Source organism: Pseudomonas sp. 203-8 (assembly GCF_020708595.1).
GTDB classification, from domain to species: Bacteria; Pseudomonadota; Gammaproteobacteria; order Pseudomonadales; family Pseudomonadaceae; genus Pseudomonas; species Pseudomonas aeruginosa.
This window is the reverse complement of sequence record NZ_JAJFDF010000016.1, coordinates 1-18280: the sequence shown is the minus strand read 5'-3', so window position 1 is coordinate 18280 and position 18280 is coordinate 1. Positions and strand designations below refer to the sequence as shown.

General features: G+C 68.9%; 17 protein-coding genes and 1 pseudogene. 17 read left to right on the top strand and 1 reads right to left on the bottom strand.

Annotated features, from left to right (window positions below):
- The first annotated feature begins 49 nt into the window (after positions 1-49).
- The 17 genes and pseudogenes from LJF27_RS29060 (at position 50) to LJF27_RS28980 (ending at position 17923) form a co-directional block, all read left to right on the top strand.
- Entirely contained in the window at positions 50-2077 is a 2028-nt protein-coding gene (locus LJF27_RS29060) for a ribonucleoside triphosphate reductase (RefSeq protein WP_003111559.1), read from the top strand.
- Between the two features lie 43 nt (positions 2078-2120).
- A complete protein-coding gene (nrdD, locus tag LJF27_RS29055; protein WP_003088212.1) occupies positions 2121-2267 on the top strand; it encodes an anaerobic ribonucleoside-triphosphate reductase in 147 nt (48 codons plus the stop codon).
- Positions 2264-2962 carry an anaerobic ribonucleoside-triphosphate reductase activating protein gene (locus LJF27_RS29050; RefSeq protein ID WP_003117379.1) on the top strand — a complete coding sequence of 233 codons (699 nt, stop codon included), beginning with the start codon at positions 2264-2266 and terminating at the stop codon, positions 2960-2962. Before nrdD ends, LJF27_RS29050 begins: the two co-directional genes overlap by 4 nt.
- Positions 2963-3155: 193 nt before the next feature.
- Positions 3156-4556 (top strand): NAD(P)/FAD-dependent oxidoreductase, encoded by a 1401-nt coding sequence (locus tag LJF27_RS29045; RefSeq protein WP_003117378.1) that lies wholly within the window; start codon positions 3156-3158, stop codon positions 4554-4556.
- Positions 4557-4568: 12 nt separating this feature from the next.
- Complete coding sequence (locus tag LJF27_RS29040; RefSeq protein WP_003088200.1) at positions 4569-4916, top strand: cupin domain-containing protein; 348 nt, start codon at positions 4569-4571, stop codon at positions 4914-4916.
- 44 nt (positions 4917-4960) lie between these two features.
- On the top strand, positions 4961-6193 hold the full coding sequence (locus LJF27_RS29035) for an aromatic amino acid transport family protein (protein ID WP_003088197.1): 1233 nt from the start codon (positions 4961-4963) through the stop codon (positions 6191-6193).
- Between the two features lie 63 nt (positions 6194-6256).
- Positions 6257-7804 carry a PucR family transcriptional regulator gene (locus LJF27_RS29030; RefSeq protein WP_023115391.1) on the top strand — a complete coding sequence of 516 codons (1548 nt, stop codon included), beginning with the start codon at positions 6257-6259 and terminating at the stop codon, positions 7802-7804.
- Between the two features lie 158 nt (positions 7805-7962).
- Positions 7963-8163 (top strand): annotated as a pseudogene (locus LJF27_RS29025) (DUF2599 domain-containing protein); the annotation flags it as partial.
- A gap of 106 nt (positions 8164-8269) precedes the next feature.
- Positions 8270-8950: a hypothetical protein gene (locus LJF27_RS29020; RefSeq protein ID WP_003114933.1), complete on the top strand. Its 681-nt coding sequence runs from the start codon at positions 8270-8272 to the stop codon at positions 8948-8950.
- Between the two features lie 91 nt (positions 8951-9041).
- Positions 9042-9548: a sigma-70 family RNA polymerase sigma factor gene (locus tag LJF27_RS29015; RefSeq protein WP_003088185.1), complete on the top strand. Its 507-nt coding sequence runs from the start codon at positions 9042-9044 to the stop codon at positions 9546-9548.
- Positions 9545-10495: a FecR domain-containing protein gene (locus LJF27_RS29010; protein ID WP_003114934.1), complete on the top strand. Its 951-nt coding sequence runs from the start codon at positions 9545-9547 to the stop codon at positions 10493-10495. The genes LJF27_RS29015 and LJF27_RS29010 overlap by 4 nt, the downstream gene beginning before the upstream one ends.
- Before the next feature lie 208 nt (positions 10496-10703).
- Positions 10704-13118, top strand: coding sequence for a TonB-dependent receptor (locus LJF27_RS29005; RefSeq protein ID WP_003144451.1), 2415 nt, complete (start codon positions 10704-10706; stop codon positions 13116-13118).
- Between the two features lie 40 nt (positions 13119-13158).
- Positions 13159-14310 carry a PepSY-associated TM helix domain-containing protein gene (locus LJF27_RS29000; RefSeq protein WP_003088170.1) on the top strand — a complete coding sequence of 384 codons (1152 nt, stop codon included), beginning with the start codon at positions 13159-13161 and terminating at the stop codon, positions 14308-14310.
- Entirely contained in the window at positions 14307-14495 is a 189-nt protein-coding gene (locus LJF27_RS28995; RefSeq protein ID WP_003088166.1) for a hypothetical protein, read from the top strand. Before LJF27_RS29000 ends, LJF27_RS28995 begins: the two co-directional genes overlap by 4 nt.
- Before the next feature lies 1 nt (position 14496).
- Entirely contained in the window at positions 14497-15708 is a 1212-nt protein-coding gene (locus LJF27_RS28990; protein WP_023116607.1) for an MFS transporter, read from the top strand.
- Positions 15705-17345 (top strand): hypothetical protein, encoded by a 1641-nt coding sequence (locus LJF27_RS28985; RefSeq protein ID WP_003115906.1) that lies wholly within the window; start codon positions 15705-15707, stop codon positions 17343-17345. The genes LJF27_RS28990 and LJF27_RS28985 overlap by 4 nt, the downstream gene beginning before the upstream one ends.
- Before the next feature lie 41 nt (positions 17346-17386).
- Positions 17387-17923, top strand: coding sequence for an HIT family protein (locus LJF27_RS28980; RefSeq protein WP_023089899.1), 537 nt, complete (start codon positions 17387-17389; stop codon positions 17921-17923).
- A gap of 246 nt (positions 17924-18169) precedes the next feature.
- On the opposite strand, the gene LJF27_RS28975 is transcribed toward LJF27_RS28980, so the two are convergent.
- A partial coding sequence (locus LJF27_RS28975) for a pyridoxine 5'-phosphate oxidase C-terminal domain-containing protein (RefSeq protein WP_272405278.1) occupies positions 18170-18280 on the bottom strand: 111 nt, incomplete at its 5' end.

Sequence of the window (18280 nt, the reverse complement as noted above, 5' to 3'; positions counted from 1 at the left end):
TATTGTTGTTTTGCAAAATCAAAACACATCATGTTGTGGAGAAGTTGAAATGACCCAGCCCCGGAAGGCTACCTGGCCGGCCACCCTGCTCAAGCGCAACGGACGTGAAGTCCCTTTCGATCCCGGCAAGATCGAACGCGCCATCGCCGCCGCCGGCCAAGCCACCGGCGAGTTCGACCCGCAGCAGGCGCAGGCGCTCGCCGAACGCGTGGTGGAACGCCTGCCGGAACGCGCCTGCCTGGATATCGAACGGGTCCAGGACCTGGTCGAACGGGTGCTGATGGAGGCCGGCCACTACCCCACGGCGCGCGCCTACGTGGTCTACCGCGAACGCCACGGCCGGCTGCGCCGCGAGCGCAAGACCCTGGTGGACGTCGCCGCGTCGATGAACGAATACCTGTCCCGCGAGGATTGGCGGGTGCGCGCCAACGCCAACCAGGGCTATTCCCTCGGCGGGCTGATCCTCAACGTATCCGGCAAGGTCACCGCGAACTACTGGCTGGATGAGGTCTACGATGCCGACATCGCCGCCGCCCACCGCGACGCCGACCTGCATATCCACGACCTCGACATGCTCGCCGGCTATTGCGCCGGCTGGTCGCTGCGCACCTTGCTGAACGAAGGCCTGAACGGCGTGCCGGGGCGGGTCGAGGCCGGTCCGCCGAAGCACCTGGGCAGCGCCCTGGGGCAGATGGTCAACTTCCTCGGCACCCTGCAGAACGAGTGGGCCGGGGCCCAGGCCTTCAGCTCCTTCGATACCTACCTGGCGCCCTACGTGCGCAAGGACCGCCTCGACTACGCCAGCGTGCGCCAGGCCCTCCAGGAGTTCATCTACAACCTCAACGTGCCGTCGCGCTGGGGCACCCAGACGCCCTTCACCAACCTGACCTTCGACTGGGTCTGCCCGGACGACCTGCGCGACCAGGTGCCGCGCATCGGCGGCGAGGAGATGCCCTTCGCCTACGGCGAGCTGCAGGCCGAGATGGACCTGATCAACCGCGCCTACATCGAGGTGATGCAGGCCGGCGATGCCCACGGCCGGGTATTCACCTTCCCGATCCCGACCTACAACATCACCCACGACTTCCCCTGGGACAGCGACAACGCCACGCGCCTGTTCGAGATGACCGCGCGCTACGGCCTGCCCTACTTCCAGAACTTCCTCAACTCGGACATGCAGCCCAACCAGGTGCGCTCGATGTGCTGCCGCCTGCAACTGGACGTGCGCGAACTGCTCAAGCGTGGCAACGGCCTGTTCGGCTCGGCGGAGCAGACCGGCTCGCTGGGCGTGGTGACGATCAACTGCGCGCGCCTGGGCTATCGCCACCGTGGCGACGCCGCCGGCCTCTACCGCCAGCTCGACCACCTGCTCGAACTCGCCTTCGCCAGCCTGGAGCTGAAGCGCAAGGTGATCCAGCAGCACATGGATGCCGGCCTCTATCCCTACACCCGACGCTACCTGGGCACCCTGCGCAACCATTTCTCCACCATCGGCGTGAACGGCCTGCACGAGATGGTGCGCAACTTCAGCGACGACCGCGAGGGACTGCACAGCGAAGCCGGGCGCGAGATGGCCCTGGCCCTGCTCGATCACGTGCGCGCGCGGCTGGTGGGTTTCCAGGAGGACAGCGGGCACCTCTACAACCTGGAAGCCACGCCCGCCGAGGGCACCACCTATCGCTTCGCCCGCGAGGACCGCAAGCGCTATCCGCGCATCCTCCAGGCCGGCACGCCGGAGGCGCCCTACTACACCAACTCCTCGCAACTGCCGGTGGGCTTCACCGACGACCCGTTCGAGGCGCTGGAGCTGCAGGACGCCCTGCAATGCAAGTACACCGGCGGCACCGTGCTGCATCTCTACATGGCCGAGCGGATTTCCTCCGCCGAAGCCTGCAAGACCCTGGTGCGCACCGCCCTCGGTCGCTTCCGCCTGCCGTACCTGACCGTCACCCCCACCTTCTCGATCTGCCCGCGGCACGGCTACCTGGCCGGCGAGCACGAGTTCTGCCCGAAGTGCGACGAGGAGCTGCTGCAACGCTCCACGCCCAAGAGCTGTTGCGGCGGCTGCGGCGGTTGAGTCGCCTGTCGTTCCTTTCATCCACCAGCAAGGAGTACCACCGATGAACCCCAACCAGTTGCCCGAAGGCCAGCGCCAGCGCTGCGAAGTCTGGACCCGCGTGATGGGCTACCACCGTCCCGTGGCAGCGTTCAATGCCGGCAAGCAGTCCGAGCATCGCGAACGCCGCCATTTCCGCGAGACGCGATGAGCGCCACGCTCAGGGTCGGGGGCCTGGTGCCCCTGACCACCCTCGACTACCCCGGCCTGCTCGCCTGCGTGCTGTTCTGCCAGGGCTGCGCCTGGCGCTGCCGCTACTGCCACAACCCGGAACTGATCGCGCCGCGCGGCGCGGAGGAAATCCCCTGGCCACGCCTGCTCGACTTCCTCCGCCGACGCCAGGGCCTGTTGCAGGCGGTGGTCTTCAGCGGCGGCGAGGCGACCCTGCAGGCGGCCCTCGGCGACGCCATGCGCACGGTCCGCGAACTGGGTTTCCGCGTCGGCCTGCACAGCGCCGGCATCAACCCCCGCGCCTTCGCCCGGGTGCTGGCGCAGAGCGACTGGGTGGGCTTCGACGTCAAGGCGCCGGCCGAGGACGTCGCCGCCATTACCGGCGTGGACGGCAGCGGCGCGGCCAACTGGCGCAGCCTGGAATGCCTGCTGGACAGCGGCGTGGCCTACGAATGCCGGACCACGGTGCACTGGCGCTTGTTCGATAGCGAACGCCTCTGGCGCCTGGCGACGCGCCTGCGCGAGATGGGCGTGGAGCGCTTCGCCGTACAACTGGCGCGCCCGGCCCGCCAGCTCGATCCGCAGCTTCTCGCGAAGCCCGCGCCGCAGGGCGCTGCGCAGCTATGGCGAGAACTGGAAGAGCTGTTTCCCGCCTTCGAACTGCGCGACGCCTGAGCCTCCGGTTCAGCGGCGCCGCTCGGGCCTGCCAGCTCGCTCGGACAGGGCGGGCAGTCCCGACCAGGCCTGTCCTTCACAAGACTCATACGATCGTACGAGAGCACCTCCTCGATTCCTAGTTGCGTCCAATTGTCGCGGACGGCGCCGCTCGCCACCCTTGCTCCAGATTCAGCGACCCCGGACCCGCGCCATGAAACTCACGCTCACCCCTCCCCTGACCCCCAGCCACTGGATGCGCTCGACCGACCTGGCCGACGCCACCAGCGCCCCCCTCGTCGGCACCCACTCGGCGGACGTGGCGATAGTCGGCGGCGGTTTCGTCGGGCTCTGGACCGCCATCACCCTCAAACAACTGGAGCCGGACGCACGGGTCCTGCTGCTGGAGCAGGACGTCTGCGGCGGCGGCGCTTCCGGTAGGAACGGTGGTTTCGTGATGTCCTGGTGGCCGAAGATCGGTACCTTGCTGGGCTTCTGCAGCGAGGCGCAGGCGCGCTTCCTTGGCGAAAGCGCGGAGCGGGCAATCCAGGAACTCGGGGAGTTCTGCGCGCGGCATGACATCGATGCGCACTTCCAGCAGAAGGGCTGGCTGTGGACCGCCACCACGGCGCACCACCTCGACGCCTGGAACGATACCCTCGCCGCCTGCGAACGGCTCGGCGTCAGTCCCTTCGAACGCCTCGACGCCAGCGAAGTGGCACGCCGGACCGGTTCGCCGGTGCATCTCGCCGGGGTCTTCGAGCGCAGCAATGCCACCGTGCAACCAGCCTTGCTGGTGCAAGGCATGCGCCGCGTGGCGCTGGCCCTCGGCGTGGAAATCCACGAGCGTTGTGGCGTCAGCCAGATCGTTCCCGGCCAGCCGGCACAGCTGCTGAGCGCCGGGGCCCGGGTCCAGGCCAAGGCGGTGGTTCTCGCGACCAACGCCTGGTCGGCCGCCCTGCCCAGGCTCTCCAGGCTGATCGTGCCGGTGAACAGTTCCATCGCGGTTACCGAGGCGATACCGCAACGGCTGGAGCGAATCGGCTGGACCGGCGGGGAAGCCATCACCGATTCCCAACTGATGGTGGACTACTACCGCACCACCCGCGACGGGCGCATCGCCTTCGGCAAGGGCACCGGCGCCATCAGCTACGGCTCGCGCATCGGCCGGGTATTCGACGTCGACCGGGAGAGCCTGGCCCTGACCGAGGCCGACTTCCGCCGCACCTATCCCTCGCTAGGCGACATCCCGCTGGTCGACGGCTGGTCCGGCCCCATCGACCGTACCTACGACAGCCTGCCGGTCTTCGGCCGCCTGCACGAGAACATCCACTACGGCATCGGCTGGAGCGGCAACGGCGTGGGACCGAGCCGCCTGGGCGGGCGGATCCTCGCCAGCCTCGCCCTCGGCCGCGACGACCCGTGGAGCCGTTGTCCGCTGGTAGAACGCCGCTGCCGGAGCTTCCCCCCCGAGCCGCTGCGCTACCTGGGTGGCTCCCTGGTGCGCAACGCCGTCCTGCGCAAGGAACGCGCGGAACTCGCCGGTACCGCGCCCTCGGCCACCGACCGCTTTCTCGCGCGCTTCGCCCCCGCCGGCCTTGAAGACAAATCCTGAGGAGCCCATGGCATGAACCCTTCGCTCATCCGTCTCGACGACGAAAGTCCTTTCACCTCGCCCACGCCCGTCGGCCAGCCCCTGGGCGAACCGGTAGCCCTGACCCGTACCGCGGCCCACCGCCCGCTCGCCGACGGCAACGGCGTGACCGGCATCTGGGAATGCACCCCGGGGCGCTTCCGCCGACAGGTCGAGCAGGCCGAGTACAGCTACATCGTCAGCGGTGAAGGTCGCTTCACCCCCGACGAAGGCCAGGCCGTGGAGTTTCGCGCCGGCGACGCGCTCTATTTCGCCGCTGCCACCCAGGGCACCTGGGACATCCGCCAGACCGTGCGCAAGACCTACCTGATCTTCGACTGACCCCGAAGAACCGAACTCCACCGCCCTGACAGAGGAAACAAGAAATGGGTATGCGAGAAGCGAACGACAACGCATCGGGCCTCAAGGCCCATCCCCTGGGCTCGCTCGAGACGATCGCTATCATCATCGGCACCAACATCGGCGCCGGCGTGCTGAGCATGGCCTACGCCGCCCGCAAGGTCGGCTACGTGCCGTTGCTGGTATGCCTGGCCCTGACCTGCCTCTTCTGCATCGTCACCATGCTCTACGTGACCGAAGCCTGCCTGAGAACCCGCGGCAACAACCAGCTCAGCGGCCTCTCCCGGCGTTACCTGGGCCCGCTCGGCGGCTGGCTGATCTTCATCGCGGTGGCGGCCAACAGCTACGGGGCCCTGGTCGCCTACATGACCGGCAGCGGCAACATCATGCTCGAGTTCTTCGGCCAGTACGGCCTCACGCGCGAGGTCGGCAGCCTGATCTTCTTCGTCCCCTCGGCGCTGGTGCTCTACCTGGGCCTGAAGGCGCTCGGCGTGGGCGAGAAGCTGATCAGCGCCGGCATGGTGGCCATCGTCTGCATCCTCATCGGCGCTACCCTGATGCACGACGACGCCCGTCTCGCCCACCTTTGGCAGAGCCAGTGGCAATACGTGGTTCCAGTGTTCAACCTGGCGGTCTTCGTGTTCGGCGCGCAGTTCCTGGTTCCGGAGCTGGTGCGCGGCAACCTGGCAACCCCCGGGCGCGTGCCGCGCCTGATCGTGGTCGGCATGCTGCTGACCTTCCTGCTGGTGGCGGCCATTCCTGCCTCGGTCATCGCCCTGGTCGGCCCCGACAACCTCAGCGAGGTGGCGACCTTGAGCTGGGGACGCTCCCTCGGCCAATGGGCCTACTACGTGGCGAACACCTTCGCCTTGCTGGCGATGCTGACCTCCTACTGGGGACTCGGCGGGTGCCTGTTCACCAATATCTTCGACCACTTCCGCCTGGGCAGCGAAACCAACCGGCGCAAACGCCTGGCGGTGCTCGCCGCGGTCTCGGTCCCGCCGTTCCTGCTGGCCTATGCGGGGCTCGGCGGCTTCGTGAACGCGCTGTACTTCGCCGGTACCTTCGGCGGCGTACTGATGGGCATCATCCCCATCCTCCTGCTCAACGCGGCGCGGCGCCACGGCGACCAACTGCCGGCATTCAGCTGCGGCTGGTATGCCCATCCGCTGATACAGGGGCTGATCGTCCTGGTGTTCGCCTCCAGCGGGGTCTACGCGATCGCCTCGGCACTGGGGATGCTGCCCGCCAGTTGGTGACAGGGCGCGCTGCCTGCGCCCGGGGCGATTACACTGAAGGCCCATGCCTGGAGTTTCCTGGACATGCCGCAGAGCATCCGCCACCTGATCGCCCTCCCCGAACTCCGTTCGCGCCTGCTGAGCGGAGCCGGCGGCCTCGACCGCCCGGTTCGCTGGGCGCATGTCTGCGAACTCGACGACCCCACCGAATGGCTCGGCGAGGGTGACCTGCTGATGACCACCGGGCTGGGCATACCGAGCGAGGCCGAGCGGCAACGGCGTTACGTCCGAAGACTGGCCGAGGCCGGCCTGGCAGGCATGATGATCGGCGAGAACATGGAAGCCCCGAGCGACCTCGATGCCCTGCGCGAGACGGCCGAGGCCCTGGGCTTCCCGTTGATTCTCACCCACTACGGCGTCCCTTTCGCCGCCGTGACCCGGGCCATCGTCGATGCGGGACAGAAAGACGAATACGAGCGCCGCAACGCCCTGGCCCGGATATACGAAAGCGCCCGGTTGAGCATGCAGGGACTGGGCCTGCCGGCGCTGCTGCAACGCCTCGGCAAGGACGTGCGAAGCAGCCTCTACCTCATCGTTCCCGACACCCTGGCGGCCTGGCAGCCAGGCCTGCCAGGGCTGCCCGTGGAGTTGGCCGACGCGCTGCGCAACCGCCGTCGCGAGCAGGCGGAGCCGCAGCCAATGGTCCTTCGCCATCCGCTCGCGGAAGGCGAAGCGCTCAGCATCGGCATTCCTTCCGACCGGAACTGCCTGCTGATAGCCCTGGGCGAGCGGCTGCCGGACTACAGTCTCCTGCACCACCTGACGGCAGTGCTCGGCATAGAGATCGAACGGCTGCGCGTCGAAAGCGAACGCCACCTGCGCCTGGGTTCGGAATTGCTCGACGACCTGCTGCAACGACGGCTATACCGGGAACAAGCCGAGGAGCGGCTGGAGGAACTGCTGCCCGGGCTCGATCTCGACGATGCAGTCGTTTCCGTGGCAAGTTCCGAGGGGCTCGCGACCGACCCTATCGGTCTTTTCCGGGGCCACGACTCACGCCTGCTGGTTCGCGCGCAAGGCCAGGAAATCATTCTGCTGCACCAGGCCGGCCTCGCCTCGACACTGCAGGAAGCCCTGGACAGCTCGCTGGGCGTGAGCGCCCCGCTCCGTCGTGCCGAACGTTGCGCCGAGGCCTTGCGCGAAGCGCGTCTGGCCCTGGCCCACAGCCATTCCCGGCGACCGTTGTGTCGCTACGCGGAACTGGACGACGAGGCGCCCTGGCTACCCAGAAGCCTCGCCGAGGCCGAGCGGGCGTTCCGTCTGGTCCTCGGCGCCCTCCACGACTATGACGCGGCCAATGGCTCCGCACTGCTACACACGCTGCAGGTCTTTCTCGAGGAAAACAGGTCCTGGTTGAACGCCGCGCAGCGGCTACACATACACAAGCAGAGCCTGGTCTACCGGATACGCCGCATCGAGGAAATCAGCGGTCGCTCGCTGGACAGCACCGCCGATGTGGCGACCCTCTGGTTCGCCTTGCAGGCAACCCGGCTGTCGCCGGAAGCGAGGGGCAGGACGGCGAAGGGCAGCCTCCTGGAGCAGTCCGCGCACCATGGCGGCGACATGGACTGACGGCGGAGCCCGATACCTGGCGCTTGCAGGGCGACGCCGCCGCCAACAGGCGCGGCCAGGAACGGTTGCCTGGCAGCGGCGTGGCCTGTGGATGCCGGACCACGGTGCATCGCAGCGCCCGGTTGCAGACTGGCGCCGCCACGTCCCGCTGACGTCCCAACGAGCTGGTGGTCGACCACTACCTGGACAGCGAATGGAAGGACAACCCGGACAACCGCGACAGCAATATCGGCAGCATGCGCCGACAACTGGCCTGCCACTTCAACGTCGCCCGCAACAAGCCCGAGTGGAACCTGGAACCCTCGCGGCCGTACACCTCCAACGAGGACTCCATCGCCAAGGGCTGCAATAACACCTGAGGCCGCTCCGCGGGGGCGCTAAGGCGTCCCCTGCGAACAGCGATATGGCCTTTTGATATCACACGCTCTACCATGCCGTCTTTCCAAGCCGCCAGGGAACGAACGCATGGCTTTCGATGCCGCCCGCTATGTCCACCGCTACTACGCCAGCCTGGCGCCCGCCCCGGGCAACGAATACCCGCGCCTGAGGGCCTGGGAGTACCTCTGGGAGTATGTCTGGGACCCCAGTCGCAGCTGGGACGACCTGACCGCCCCCGAACAGCTCGACACCACCGCCCTGCACCTGGGTTTCTACCTGGCCAACTGGGGCATGTTCCGTGGCTCCTCGGGACTGCTGCAGAACAGCAACCTGGACCTGATGAAAGCGCTGGCCCGGCAGCTCTTCAGCGGTGCCGGACCGGAACTCTTCGAGCTGTCCCTGGTGGATTTCGCCGGCAACGGCGCGCGCCTGGCGCACAACCGCAAGCTGCTGGAAACGGTACTCGGGTCGATGGACGCCCTCAGCAGCCGGGTGAGCTGGACCGACACCCTGAAGAGCAAGATCCTGCTCGGCGTCTGGGGCGAGTTTCCCGCCCTCGACCGCCACTACGTGGCCGCCTGTCGCGCGCTGTATCCACGCCGGGGCCTGACGAGCGTCAACGGCGGGACCCTCACCGCGCTGCACCGCCTGATCGGCGAAGAAAGGCTGTCGTTCCCGCGCCTGGAGACCGCCCGCAAGGGGCTCCTCTACCCCACCGGGCGCCTGGCCGACATGGCTTTCTTCCAGTACGGCCTGGAAAACGCCTGAGGCGCTGCGCCGCCGATCCGGGGGACTTGTAGGCATGCCCTCGCTGTAAGTAGTATGAGACTCATTCTCAATTACAACAGCGATCCCCTCCATGCCGCCGGCCGACGCCTCCCTGCACGACGCTGTGAGCCATCTCTACCAGGACCACCATGGCTGGCTGCAAGGCTGGTTGCGGCGACGCCTGGGCTGCGCGGAAAACGCCGCCGACCTGGCCCAGGACACCTTCGCCCGCCTGCTCGCCTCGCGCCGGGTACTGGATGCGCGCGAACCGCGCGCCTACCTGACCACCGTCGCCAAGGGGCTGATGATCAACTGGTTCCAGCGCCAGTCGCTGGAGCGCGCCTACCTCGATGCCCTGGCCAACCTCCCGGAAGACCTCGCGCCGCCGCCGGAACAGCGGTTGATGGTGCTGGAAACCCTGCATGAAGTAGACGCCCTGCTCGGCAGCCTGCCGGACAGGGTCCGCCAGGCGTTTCTCCTGGCGCAGATCGAAGGCCTGAAGTACGAAGCCATCGCCGAGCGCCTGGGCGTGTCCCTGGGTTCGGTCAAGCGCTACATGCAGCAGGCCTTCCGCCAGTGCCTGGAGCTGATGGAATGAACGCCGCGGACGAAGGCCGGATTCCCTCGCCGATCCTCGACGAGGCCGCCGAGTGGCTGGTGCGCCTGCAGGACAGCGGCTGCACCGACGACACGCGCCAGGCGTGCGCCCAGTGGCGGCAGCGCAGCCCACAGCACGCCCATGCCTGGGAGCGCGCCGAGCGCCTGCTGCAATGCCTCGGCCGACTGCCGCCGGCGCTGGCCCTGCCGACCCTCGGCCGCGAGCGCGGGCTGGACCGGCGGCGCGCGATCAAGCACCTCGCCCTGGTCCTCGGCGGCGCCTCGCTGGGGCTCGCCACCTGGCAGGCCGAGCCGTTGCGCGACTGGCTGGCCGACCAGCGCACCGGCGTCGGCGAACAGCGCCGCCTGACCCTGCCCGACGGCAGCCTGCTGACCCTGAACACCGACAGCGCCGTGGACCTGGCCTTCGACGCCAGCCAGCGGCTGGTACGCCTGCTGCGCGGCGAGATCTTCGTCGATAGCCGCGCCGACCCGCGTCCGTTCCGCGTCGCCACCGCCGAAGCGCGGCTGCATGCCGGTGCCGCCCGCTTCAACGTACGCCAGGAGATGGCCGCGACCCGGGTCGCGGTACTCGCCGGGCGGGTCGAACTGAGCCCGCTCCACGGACGCGGGCGCTGGCTGGAAAGCGGCGAGTCGGTGCGCCTGGGCGCCGACGGCGAAGCGCGCCGGCTGGCCTTCGACGGCCTGCCGGACGCCTGGACCCGCGGCATGCTGATGGCCGACCGGATGCCGCTGGCCGAGGTGCTCGCCGAACTCGCCCGCTACCGTCGCGGCGTACTGCGCTGCGACCCGCAACTGGCCAGGCTGGCGGTGTCGGGCGCCTATCCGCTGCTGGACCTGCGGCGCACGCTGGGCATGCTGCAGGCCACCTATCCGCTGAAGGTACGCGGGGTGACCGACTACTGGATCAGCCTGGTGCCGGCGTGACGGCGCGGCCGCCATCCCCGTGGCAACCGCCCCCTCGCGTCCACCCCGGCAGGCCGTCCGCCGTTGCGCCGGAACAGGCGTTGCCATCGACATACCGTGCTCCGCAGAAAAATAACCGCCTCGACCTGAGACCTTTTTCCTTCTCGGCTGGCAAGTAGAGGAATCCGCCCCGACCCAAGGTCCGCAGAGACCACGAGGAACCCTGTACATGCCCGTACGCACGCTTCGTCCCCGTTCGCTGTCCCTGGCCATCCACGCCGCCGCCATGACCCTCGCCCTCGCCGGCGCGGCCCCCGCCCTGCTTGCCGCCGAGGCGCCCGCCGCCAGCTCGGCGCGCAGCTATGACATCGCCCCCGGCCCGCTCGGCCGTACCCTGTCGGCCTTCGCCAGCGACAACGGGGTATCCCTGGCGTTCGACCCGGCGCTCACCGAGGGTCGCCGCAGCGCCGCCCTGCGCGGCCGCTACGCGCCGGTCGAGGCGCTGCACCGCCTGCTGCTGGGCAGCGGCCTGGAGTTGCAGCAGCGCAGCGATGGCAGCTACACCCTGGTGCCGGCAGCCACCGATGGCGCGCTGGAACTGCAATCCTCGCTGATCACCGCCCAGGCCGCCGGTGCCGAGACCCTGCCTGCCGAGTACGCCGGCGGCCAGGTAGCCCGTGGCGCGCGCCTGGGCATGCTGGGCAACGCCGACGTGATGGACGCGCCATTCAGCATCACCAGCTACACCGCCAGGACCATCGAGCAGCAGCAGGCGCGCAGCGTCGCCGACCTGCTACAGGCCAACGATCCGTCGGTGCGGGTGGTCGGCGGGCGCGGCGACCTGGTGGACAGCTACACGATTCGCGGCTTCAGCGTGCAGAACGCCGATGTCGCCTTCAACGGCCTCTATGGCCTGCTGCCGTTCTGGCGGGTACCGATCGAATTCGCCGAGCGCGTGGAAGTGCTCAAGGGACCGAACGCCCTGCTCGGCGGGATTTCCCCCGGCGGCAGCGTCGGCGGCACCATCAACCTGGTGCCCAAGCGCGCCGACGACCAGCCGCTGACCCGCGTCAGCGTCGACTGGACCCAGCGCGGCCAGCTCGGCACTCACCTCGACATCGGCCGGCGCTTCGGCGAGAACAACGCCTTCGGCGTGCGCTTCAACGGCGTCTACCGCAACGGCGATACCGCCGTCGACCATCAGAGCCGCGAGTTTCCCATGCTCTCCCTGGGCCTGGACTTCCGTGGCGAGCGCCTGCGCCTGTCCAGCGACCTGCTGTACCAGAAGGAAAGCCTGGAAGGCGTGGTGCGCCCGCTGCTGACCGGCCCGGGAACCACCCACATCCCCCACGCCCCGGACTCGAAGACACGCTTCGGCCTGCGCGATTCCTACCTGGACCAGGAGGATTACTCCATGGTCAACCGCGGCGAGTACGACCTCGCCGACAACCTGACGGCGTTCGCCAGCATCGGCGGCCGCCAGAGCAACTACGAAACCATCGCCGCCAACAGCATCCTCGTCGGCAACCAGGGCGATATCGTCAACAGCCTGGCACGCCAGCGCGGCGACCGCCGCACCTATTCCGCCGAGGTCGGCCTGCGCGGCAACTTCGACACCGGCCCGCTCCGCCACGACTGGACGCTCAGCGCCAACCGCCTGCACGAACGGCTGGGCATGGTCTATGCCTTCACCGGGATGCAGCCGGGCAACCTCTACCAGACCTCGCCGCATACGCCGCTGCCGGACTTCTCCAGCCTCGACGGGAGCATTCCGAAGACCAATGAAACCGACCTCGGCGGCGTGGCGCTGGCCGACAGGCTGTCGTTCCTCGAGGATCGCGTGCAGGTCACCCTGGGCGTGCGCCGCCAGCAGATCGAGTCGCGCAACTACGACCAGACCAGCGGCGCGCGCACCAGCCACGACAAGCGGCACGTGTGGACGCCGATGGCCAGCGTGCTGGTCAAGCCGCTGCAGGACCTGTCGCTGTACGCCAACTACATCCAGGGCCTCAGCCAGGGCGAGGCGGCGCCGATGACCGCGGCCAACGCCGGCCAGGTGCTGGCGCCATACAAGGCCGAGCAATACGAGATCGGCGCCAAGTACGACCTGGGCGGCTTCACCACCACCCTGGCGCTGTTCGAGATCAGGAAACCGAACGCCTATACCGACGCCAGCAACGTCTTCCGCGCCGACGGCGAGCAACGCAACCGCGGCGTGGAGCTGAGCCTCTATGGCGAACCGCTGGACGGCGTGCGGGTGATGGCCGGCGCCACCTACATCAAGCCCGAGCAGAACAAGACCGGCGACCCTGCCAGCGAAGGCAAGGACGCGCCCGGCGTGGCCCGCCGCCAGGCCAACCTGGGGGTCAGCTGGGACACCCCGTTCGTCGACGGACTGACCCTCGACAGCCGCTGGATCTACACCGGCTCGGCCTATGTGGACAGCGCCAACGCCCTCGCCGTGCCGCACTGGAACCGCGTCGACCTCGGCGCCGCCTACGCCTTCCAGGTCGCCGGCAAGCCGCTGGTGGCGCGCGCCAACCTGGAGAACGCACTGGGCAAGGACTACTGGACCGCAGCCAACGGCTACCTGTCGATCAGCTCGCCGCGCACCCTTTCCCTTTCCCTCACGGCGGACTTCTGAGTCCGCCCCACCATAACCAGAAACCGCCGATGACCAGCTAATGACCGCGAAAACCCTGCGCACCTGGTACCTGGTGCACAAATGGACCAGCCTGATCTCCACGATCTTCCTGCTGATGCTTTGCCTCACCGGGTTGCCGCTGATCTTCCACGAGGAGATCGAGCACTACTTCGAGCCGCATCCGCAGCTCGAGCCGCTCACCGCCGAGTCGCCGCGCATCGACTACGACGACGTGATCGCCCGCGCCCTGGCCGCCCGGCCGGGCGAAGTGGTGCGCTTCCTGGTATTCGAAAAGGACGACCCGCTGGGCCTGGTGATCAGCGCGCCGAGCCTGGTACCGCCGCCGGAGAACGGCCACATGCAGCCGTTCGACGCGCGCACCGGGGAATTCTTCGACGCACTGCCGCCGCCGGGCGGCTTCATGTACCTGATGCTGAAGCTGCACACCGACCTGTTCCTCGGCCTGCCCGGCTACCTGTTCCTCGGCCTGATGGGCCTGCTGCTGGTGGCCTCGCTGGTGTCCGGGGTGGTGGTATACACGCCGTTCATGCGCAAGCTGGACTTCGCCACGGTACGCGCCGAACGCAGCCGTCGCCTGAAGTGGCTGGACCTGCACAACCTGCTGGGCATCGTCACCCTGTCCTGGGTACTGGTGGTCGGCGTGACCGGAGTGATCAACACCCTGGCCCTGCCGATCCTGATGCTCTGGCAAGGCGGGCAGTTGGCGGAAATGACCGCGCCCTACAAGGACGCGCCGCCGCTACAGCGCCTCGGCTCGCTCGACGCGGCCCTGGCCACGGCACGCCGGGCGGCGCCGGACATGGAGGTCAGCTTCGTCGGCTTCCCCGGCACCCAGTTCAGCAGCCAGCATCACTATGCGGTGTTCATGCGCGGCAACACGCCGCTCACCGAGCGCCTGCTGAAGCCGGCACTGATCGACGCGCAGAGCGGCGAACTCACCGACATGCGCGAGATGCCGCTGTACGTGAAGACGCTCCTGCTGTCGCAGCCGCTGCACTTCGGCGACTACGGCGGCATGCCGCTGAAGATCGTCTGGGCGCTGCTCGACCTCGTCAGCATCGTCATCCTCGCCAGCGGTCTCTACCTCTGGCTCGGCCGACGCAAGACGCCATTGGAGAAGCGCCTGGCGGAACTGCCGGACGGCAGCCTGGCGACGGAGGGCAAGGCATGAGGCGCGGTCTCTGGATGATCTTCCGCTGGCCCCTGCTACTGGCCCTGCTCGGCCTCTTCGGGCTGCTCTCGGCGCTGCTCGGCGACGGCCTCTACGACCTGCTCTCCTGGCTCGCCCTGGGCACTCCGCTGGTGCTGGTCGGCTGGGTCTGGCTGCGCCTGCCGCGAACCCGAAGGAACCCCTGAGATGACCACCCCGCCGCCCTCCGCCAACACCCTGGACCTGCGTCCGCTGATGTTCGAGACCTTCGTCTGCACCCTCGCGGTGATGTCCTTCGTCGCCCTGGTCGGCCCGCTCGCCCGCAAGCTCGGCCTGGCGCCCTGGCAGGCCGGCGCCGCGGTGACCGTCGGCGGCATCGCCTGGATGCTCGCGGCGCGGCCCTGGGGCATCGCCAGCGACCGGCATGGGCGACGGCGGATACTGCTCGGCGGGCTGGCCGGCTTCGCCCTCTCCTACGGCTCGCTCTGCCTGTTCATCGTGCTCGCCCTGCACTGGACGTTGCCGACCCTGCTCGCCTTCGCCGGTATCGTTCTCCTGCGCGGCCTCGCCGGCGGTTTCTACGCCGCGGTGCCGGCCTGCACGGCGGCACTGGTGGCCGATCACGTCGAGGCGCAACGACGCGCCGCGGCGCTGGCCGGACTCGGCGCGGCCAGCGCGATAGGCATGGTGATCGGGCCGGGGCTGGCCGGACTCCTGGCGACTCACGGGCTGGTCCTGCCGTTGCTGGTCACCGGCGCGCTGCCCCTGGTCGCCCTGCTGGCGCTCTGGCGCTGGCTGCCGCGCGAGGAGCGTCGCCAGCCGAACCGCGGCGCCGCCCTGGCGATCGGCGACCGCCGCCTGCGGCGGCCGCTGGCGGTGGGCTTCGTGGCGATGTTCAGCGTCACCGTGGCGCAGATCACCGTGGGCTTCTTCGCCCTCGACCGGCTGCGCCTGGATTCCGCCGACGCCGCGCGGGTGGCCGGCATCGCCCTGACCGCAGTGGGCGTCGCGCTGATCCTGGCCCAGCTCCTGGTGCGCCGCCTGGACTGGCCACCGCCGCGACTGATCCGGGTCGGCGGGCTGGTCGCCGCCATCGGCTTCGCCGCCGTGTGCTTCGCCGACTCGCCGCCGCTGCTCTGGCTGGCCTTCTTCGTCGCCGCGGCGGGCATGGGTTGGGTATTCCCGGCAGTCTCGGCGCTCAACGCCAATGCCGTGCGCGCCGAGGAACAGGGTGCCGCCGCCGGCGCCCTGGTGGCCGTACATGGCTTCGGCCTGATCAGCGGGCCGCTGCTCGGCACGCTGCTCCACCAACTGGACAGCCGCGCCCCCTACGCGCTGGTCGGTCTGCTGCTGGCGCTGGCGGCGTTCTGGCCGAGCCAACCGACGCGCCCCGTGGAAACGAGGAGCGAAGCACCATGACCGCTGTCGACCTGCTGCTGGTCGCGACCCTGCTGGCGGCCCTGCTCGCCTGGTGGATACCCGCCCTGCCCGGCCGCCGTGGCCTGCTGGCGCTCGCCTCGACGCTGGCGCTCGGCGCCGGCCTGTACGCTGCATGGGACGACCGCTGGCAAGCCGGCGTCGGCGCCTTCGCCGGTTTCTCCCTGCTGCTCGGCGCCTGCCTGCGCCGGAAGCCCGAGCGCGGCCTGCCGTTCCGGACCGGTTCGCTGTACGGCCTGCTGGTGCTGCTGGCAATCGCCGCGCTGTACCTGTTCCCGGTCGCGCCGCTGCCGGCGCCGAGCGGCCCCTATGCGGTCGGCGTGCGCGATTTCGAACTGGATGACCCCAGCCGGCCCGGCCTGCTCGGCACCCCGGCCGGGCAGCCGCGGCGCCTGCTGGTGCGCGCCTGGTACCCGGCACGCCCGATCGCCGGCGCCGCGCCGCGTCACTATTTCGACCCAGGCGAGGCGCGCAGCACCGCGCGGGGCTTCGGTGAAATACTCGGCTTTCCGCCGTTGCTCACCTACCTCAAGCACCTGCGCACCAATTCCTATCCGGACGCCCCGCTGCGCGACGACTCCGCTCGCCTGCCGGTGGTGTTCTACAGCCATGGCTACAGCGCCTTCGCCGGCGGCAACTGGACCCTGATGGAAGAACTGGCCAGCCACGGCTACGCGGTCTACGCCATCCAGCACAGCGGCGACGCGTCGCCGACCCGCCTGCCCGACGGCACGCTGCTGCCCATGGACCCCGGGCTGGTCGAACACCTGCGCCGGGCCGCCCACGACGGCTTGCCGCAGGCCATGCGCCAGGGCTATGTCAGCGACGATCTCGACCAGCGCCTCGACGGCCAGTTGCACACCGCCCTCGACCTGCCCGCCCCGGCCAACCGCGCCGTCAACCTCAGCGCGCCGGTATGGCTGGCCGACCGCCTGTTCGTCCATGACCGCCTGCAGGCCGGCGAGGTCCCGGACAGGGTCGCCGACCTGGTGGCCGCCAGCGACTTCGCGCACACCGGCGAGATGGGCATGTCCTTCGGCGGCTCGACCACCGGCGCGGTCTGCATGGTCGACCGACGCTGCGCGGCGGCCGTCAACCTCGACGGCGGCGACTTCGACTTCGCGCCCTTCGATAGCGATTTCCCGGCACCGCTGCTGATGCTGCACGCCGACCTTGGCAACTTCTACCGGCTGTTCGGCATCGAACCGCCGGCCCGCCCGAGAAGCTTCAACGACTTTTCCTACGAACGCTTCGAGCACGCCGGCCAACGCCAGGACATTCATCGCCTGGTACTGCGCGATTCGGCCCATGCCGGGCTTACCGACAATCCGCTGTTCATCCGCCGGCCGCTGCGCGACGGGCTGCTCGGCTCGGCACCGACGGAAGTCCTCATCCAGGCTCCCAACGCCCTGGTGCTGGGTTTCTTCGATCACTACCTGCGCGGCCGCGCCAACGACTTTCCGCAAGCGCAGATGGCGCGCTTCCCCGCCTGGCTGACGCGCTACGACAACTCGGCGGTGCGCGACTGGTGGCTGGCCAAGCCGGAAGCCCAGCGCCTGGCGCTGCGACAACGCATCGACGAAATGAAACGGCGCAAGACCGGGCTGGATCTTCCCTGACGACGGGTTACAGTGGGCGCCCCATCTGCGGAGCGCCGTCCATGCATATCCCGCCCGAGCTGATCATCCACCAGACCCGCCACTGGACGCTGAACCAGCGGATCGACTCGGCCCTGCCCGGCTACTGCATGCTCGGCTCGCGGCAACCGGCGACGGCCTTCCACCAGTTGCCGGAACAGGCCCTCGCCGAATTCGGGCCGCTGCTGGCCAGGGTCGAACGCGAAATGGACACGCTGCTGCGGCCGCGACGCATCTATGTCGGCCGCTACGGCCACATGCCCGGCCTGCCGGTGCATTTCCACCTGATTCCACTGTACGACTGGGTCGAGGAATTGTTCTGGGAGGACACGCGCTACCGGACGCTCCAGCAGTTCGGCGTGCCGACCGCCGACCCCCTTACCGATGGCGCCGAGCTGACCCTGTTCGTCTGGCGCGAATTCTGCGAACGCGCCGATCCGCCGGCCGTGCGCGGCATGGATCGGCAACAGGCGATCGCCGGATTGCGCCGGGCATTCGGCTACGGCGTCCAACCCCGAACATCGCCTGGGCCGGACTCCGAGCCCGCGCAGGGCGCATGACCGCGTGCGGTTATCCACCGTGAAACGGATGGGTTCCAAGGCCGTGTGGGATGAATAACCGCGTGCGATTACCCACCGTGAAACGGGTGGGCTTCGAGGCCGCGTAGGGCGAATAACCGCTTGCGGTTATCCGCCATGAAACGTCGGCGCAGCGGCGGATAACGCCGGTGGCGTTATCCGCCCTACGGCCCGACTCCGGGGCCGCGGGACGCATATCCGCCGTGAAACGCCGGCGCAGCGGTGTCGTCACGGTTGCAGGTAGCGGTGCTTCCAGCCTCCTTCGTCGCGGTCGTAGCGCAGGCGCTCGTGCAGCCGCTCGGTGCCGTTGCCCCAGAACTCCACCGACTCCAGGCACAG

Bases quoted from the DNA above. Each gene is read 5' to 3' on its own strand.
- LJF27_RS29040 (WP_003088200.1), top strand. From the start codon at position 4,569: ATGAACCCTTCGCTCATCCGTCTCGACGACGAAAGTCCTTTCACCTCG.
- LJF27_RS28985 (WP_003115906.1), top strand. From the start codon at position 15,705: ATGACCGCTGTCGACCTGCTGCTGGTCGCGACCCTGCTGGCGGCCCTG.
- LJF27_RS29030 (WP_023115391.1), top strand. From the start codon at position 6,257: ATGCCGCAGAGCATCCGCCACCTGATCGCCCTCCCCGAACTCCGTTCG.
- nrdD (WP_003088212.1), top strand. From the start codon at position 2,121: ATGAACCCCAACCAGTTGCCCGAAGGCCAGCGCCAGCGCTGCGAAGTC.
- LJF27_RS29000 (WP_003088170.1), top strand. From the start codon at position 13,159: ATGACCGCGAAAACCCTGCGCACCTGGTACCTGGTGCACAAATGGACC.
- LJF27_RS28980 (WP_023089899.1), top strand. From the start codon at position 17,387: ATGCATATCCCGCCCGAGCTGATCATCCACCAGACCCGCCACTGGACG.
- LJF27_RS29015 (WP_003088185.1), top strand. From the start codon at position 9,042: ATGCCGCCGGCCGACGCCTCCCTGCACGACGCTGTGAGCCATCTCTAC.
- LJF27_RS29045 (WP_003117378.1), top strand. From the start codon at position 3,156: ATGAAACTCACGCTCACCCCTCCCCTGACCCCCAGCCACTGGATGCGC.
- LJF27_RS28995 (WP_003088166.1), top strand. From the start codon at position 14,307: ATGAGGCGCGGTCTCTGGATGATCTTCCGCTGGCCCCTGCTACTGGCC.
- LJF27_RS29050 (WP_003117379.1), top strand. From the start codon at position 2,264: ATGAGCGCCACGCTCAGGGTCGGGGGCCTGGTGCCCCTGACCACCCTC.
- LJF27_RS28990 (WP_023116607.1), top strand. From the start codon at position 14,497: ATGACCACCCCGCCGCCCTCCGCCAACACCCTGGACCTGCGTCCGCTG.
- LJF27_RS29035 (WP_003088197.1), top strand. From the start codon at position 4,961: ATGGGTATGCGAGAAGCGAACGACAACGCATCGGGCCTCAAGGCCCAT.
- LJF27_RS29060 (WP_003111559.1), top strand. From the start codon at position 50: ATGACCCAGCCCCGGAAGGCTACCTGGCCGGCCACCCTGCTCAAGCGC.
- LJF27_RS29020 (WP_003114933.1), top strand. From the start codon at position 8,270: ATGGCTTTCGATGCCGCCCGCTATGTCCACCGCTACTACGCCAGCCTG.
- LJF27_RS29010 (WP_003114934.1), top strand. From the start codon at position 9,545: ATGAACGCCGCGGACGAAGGCCGGATTCCCTCGCCGATCCTCGACGAG.
- LJF27_RS29005 (WP_003144451.1), top strand. From the start codon at position 10,704: ATGCCCGTACGCACGCTTCGTCCCCGTTCGCTGTCCCTGGCCATCCAC.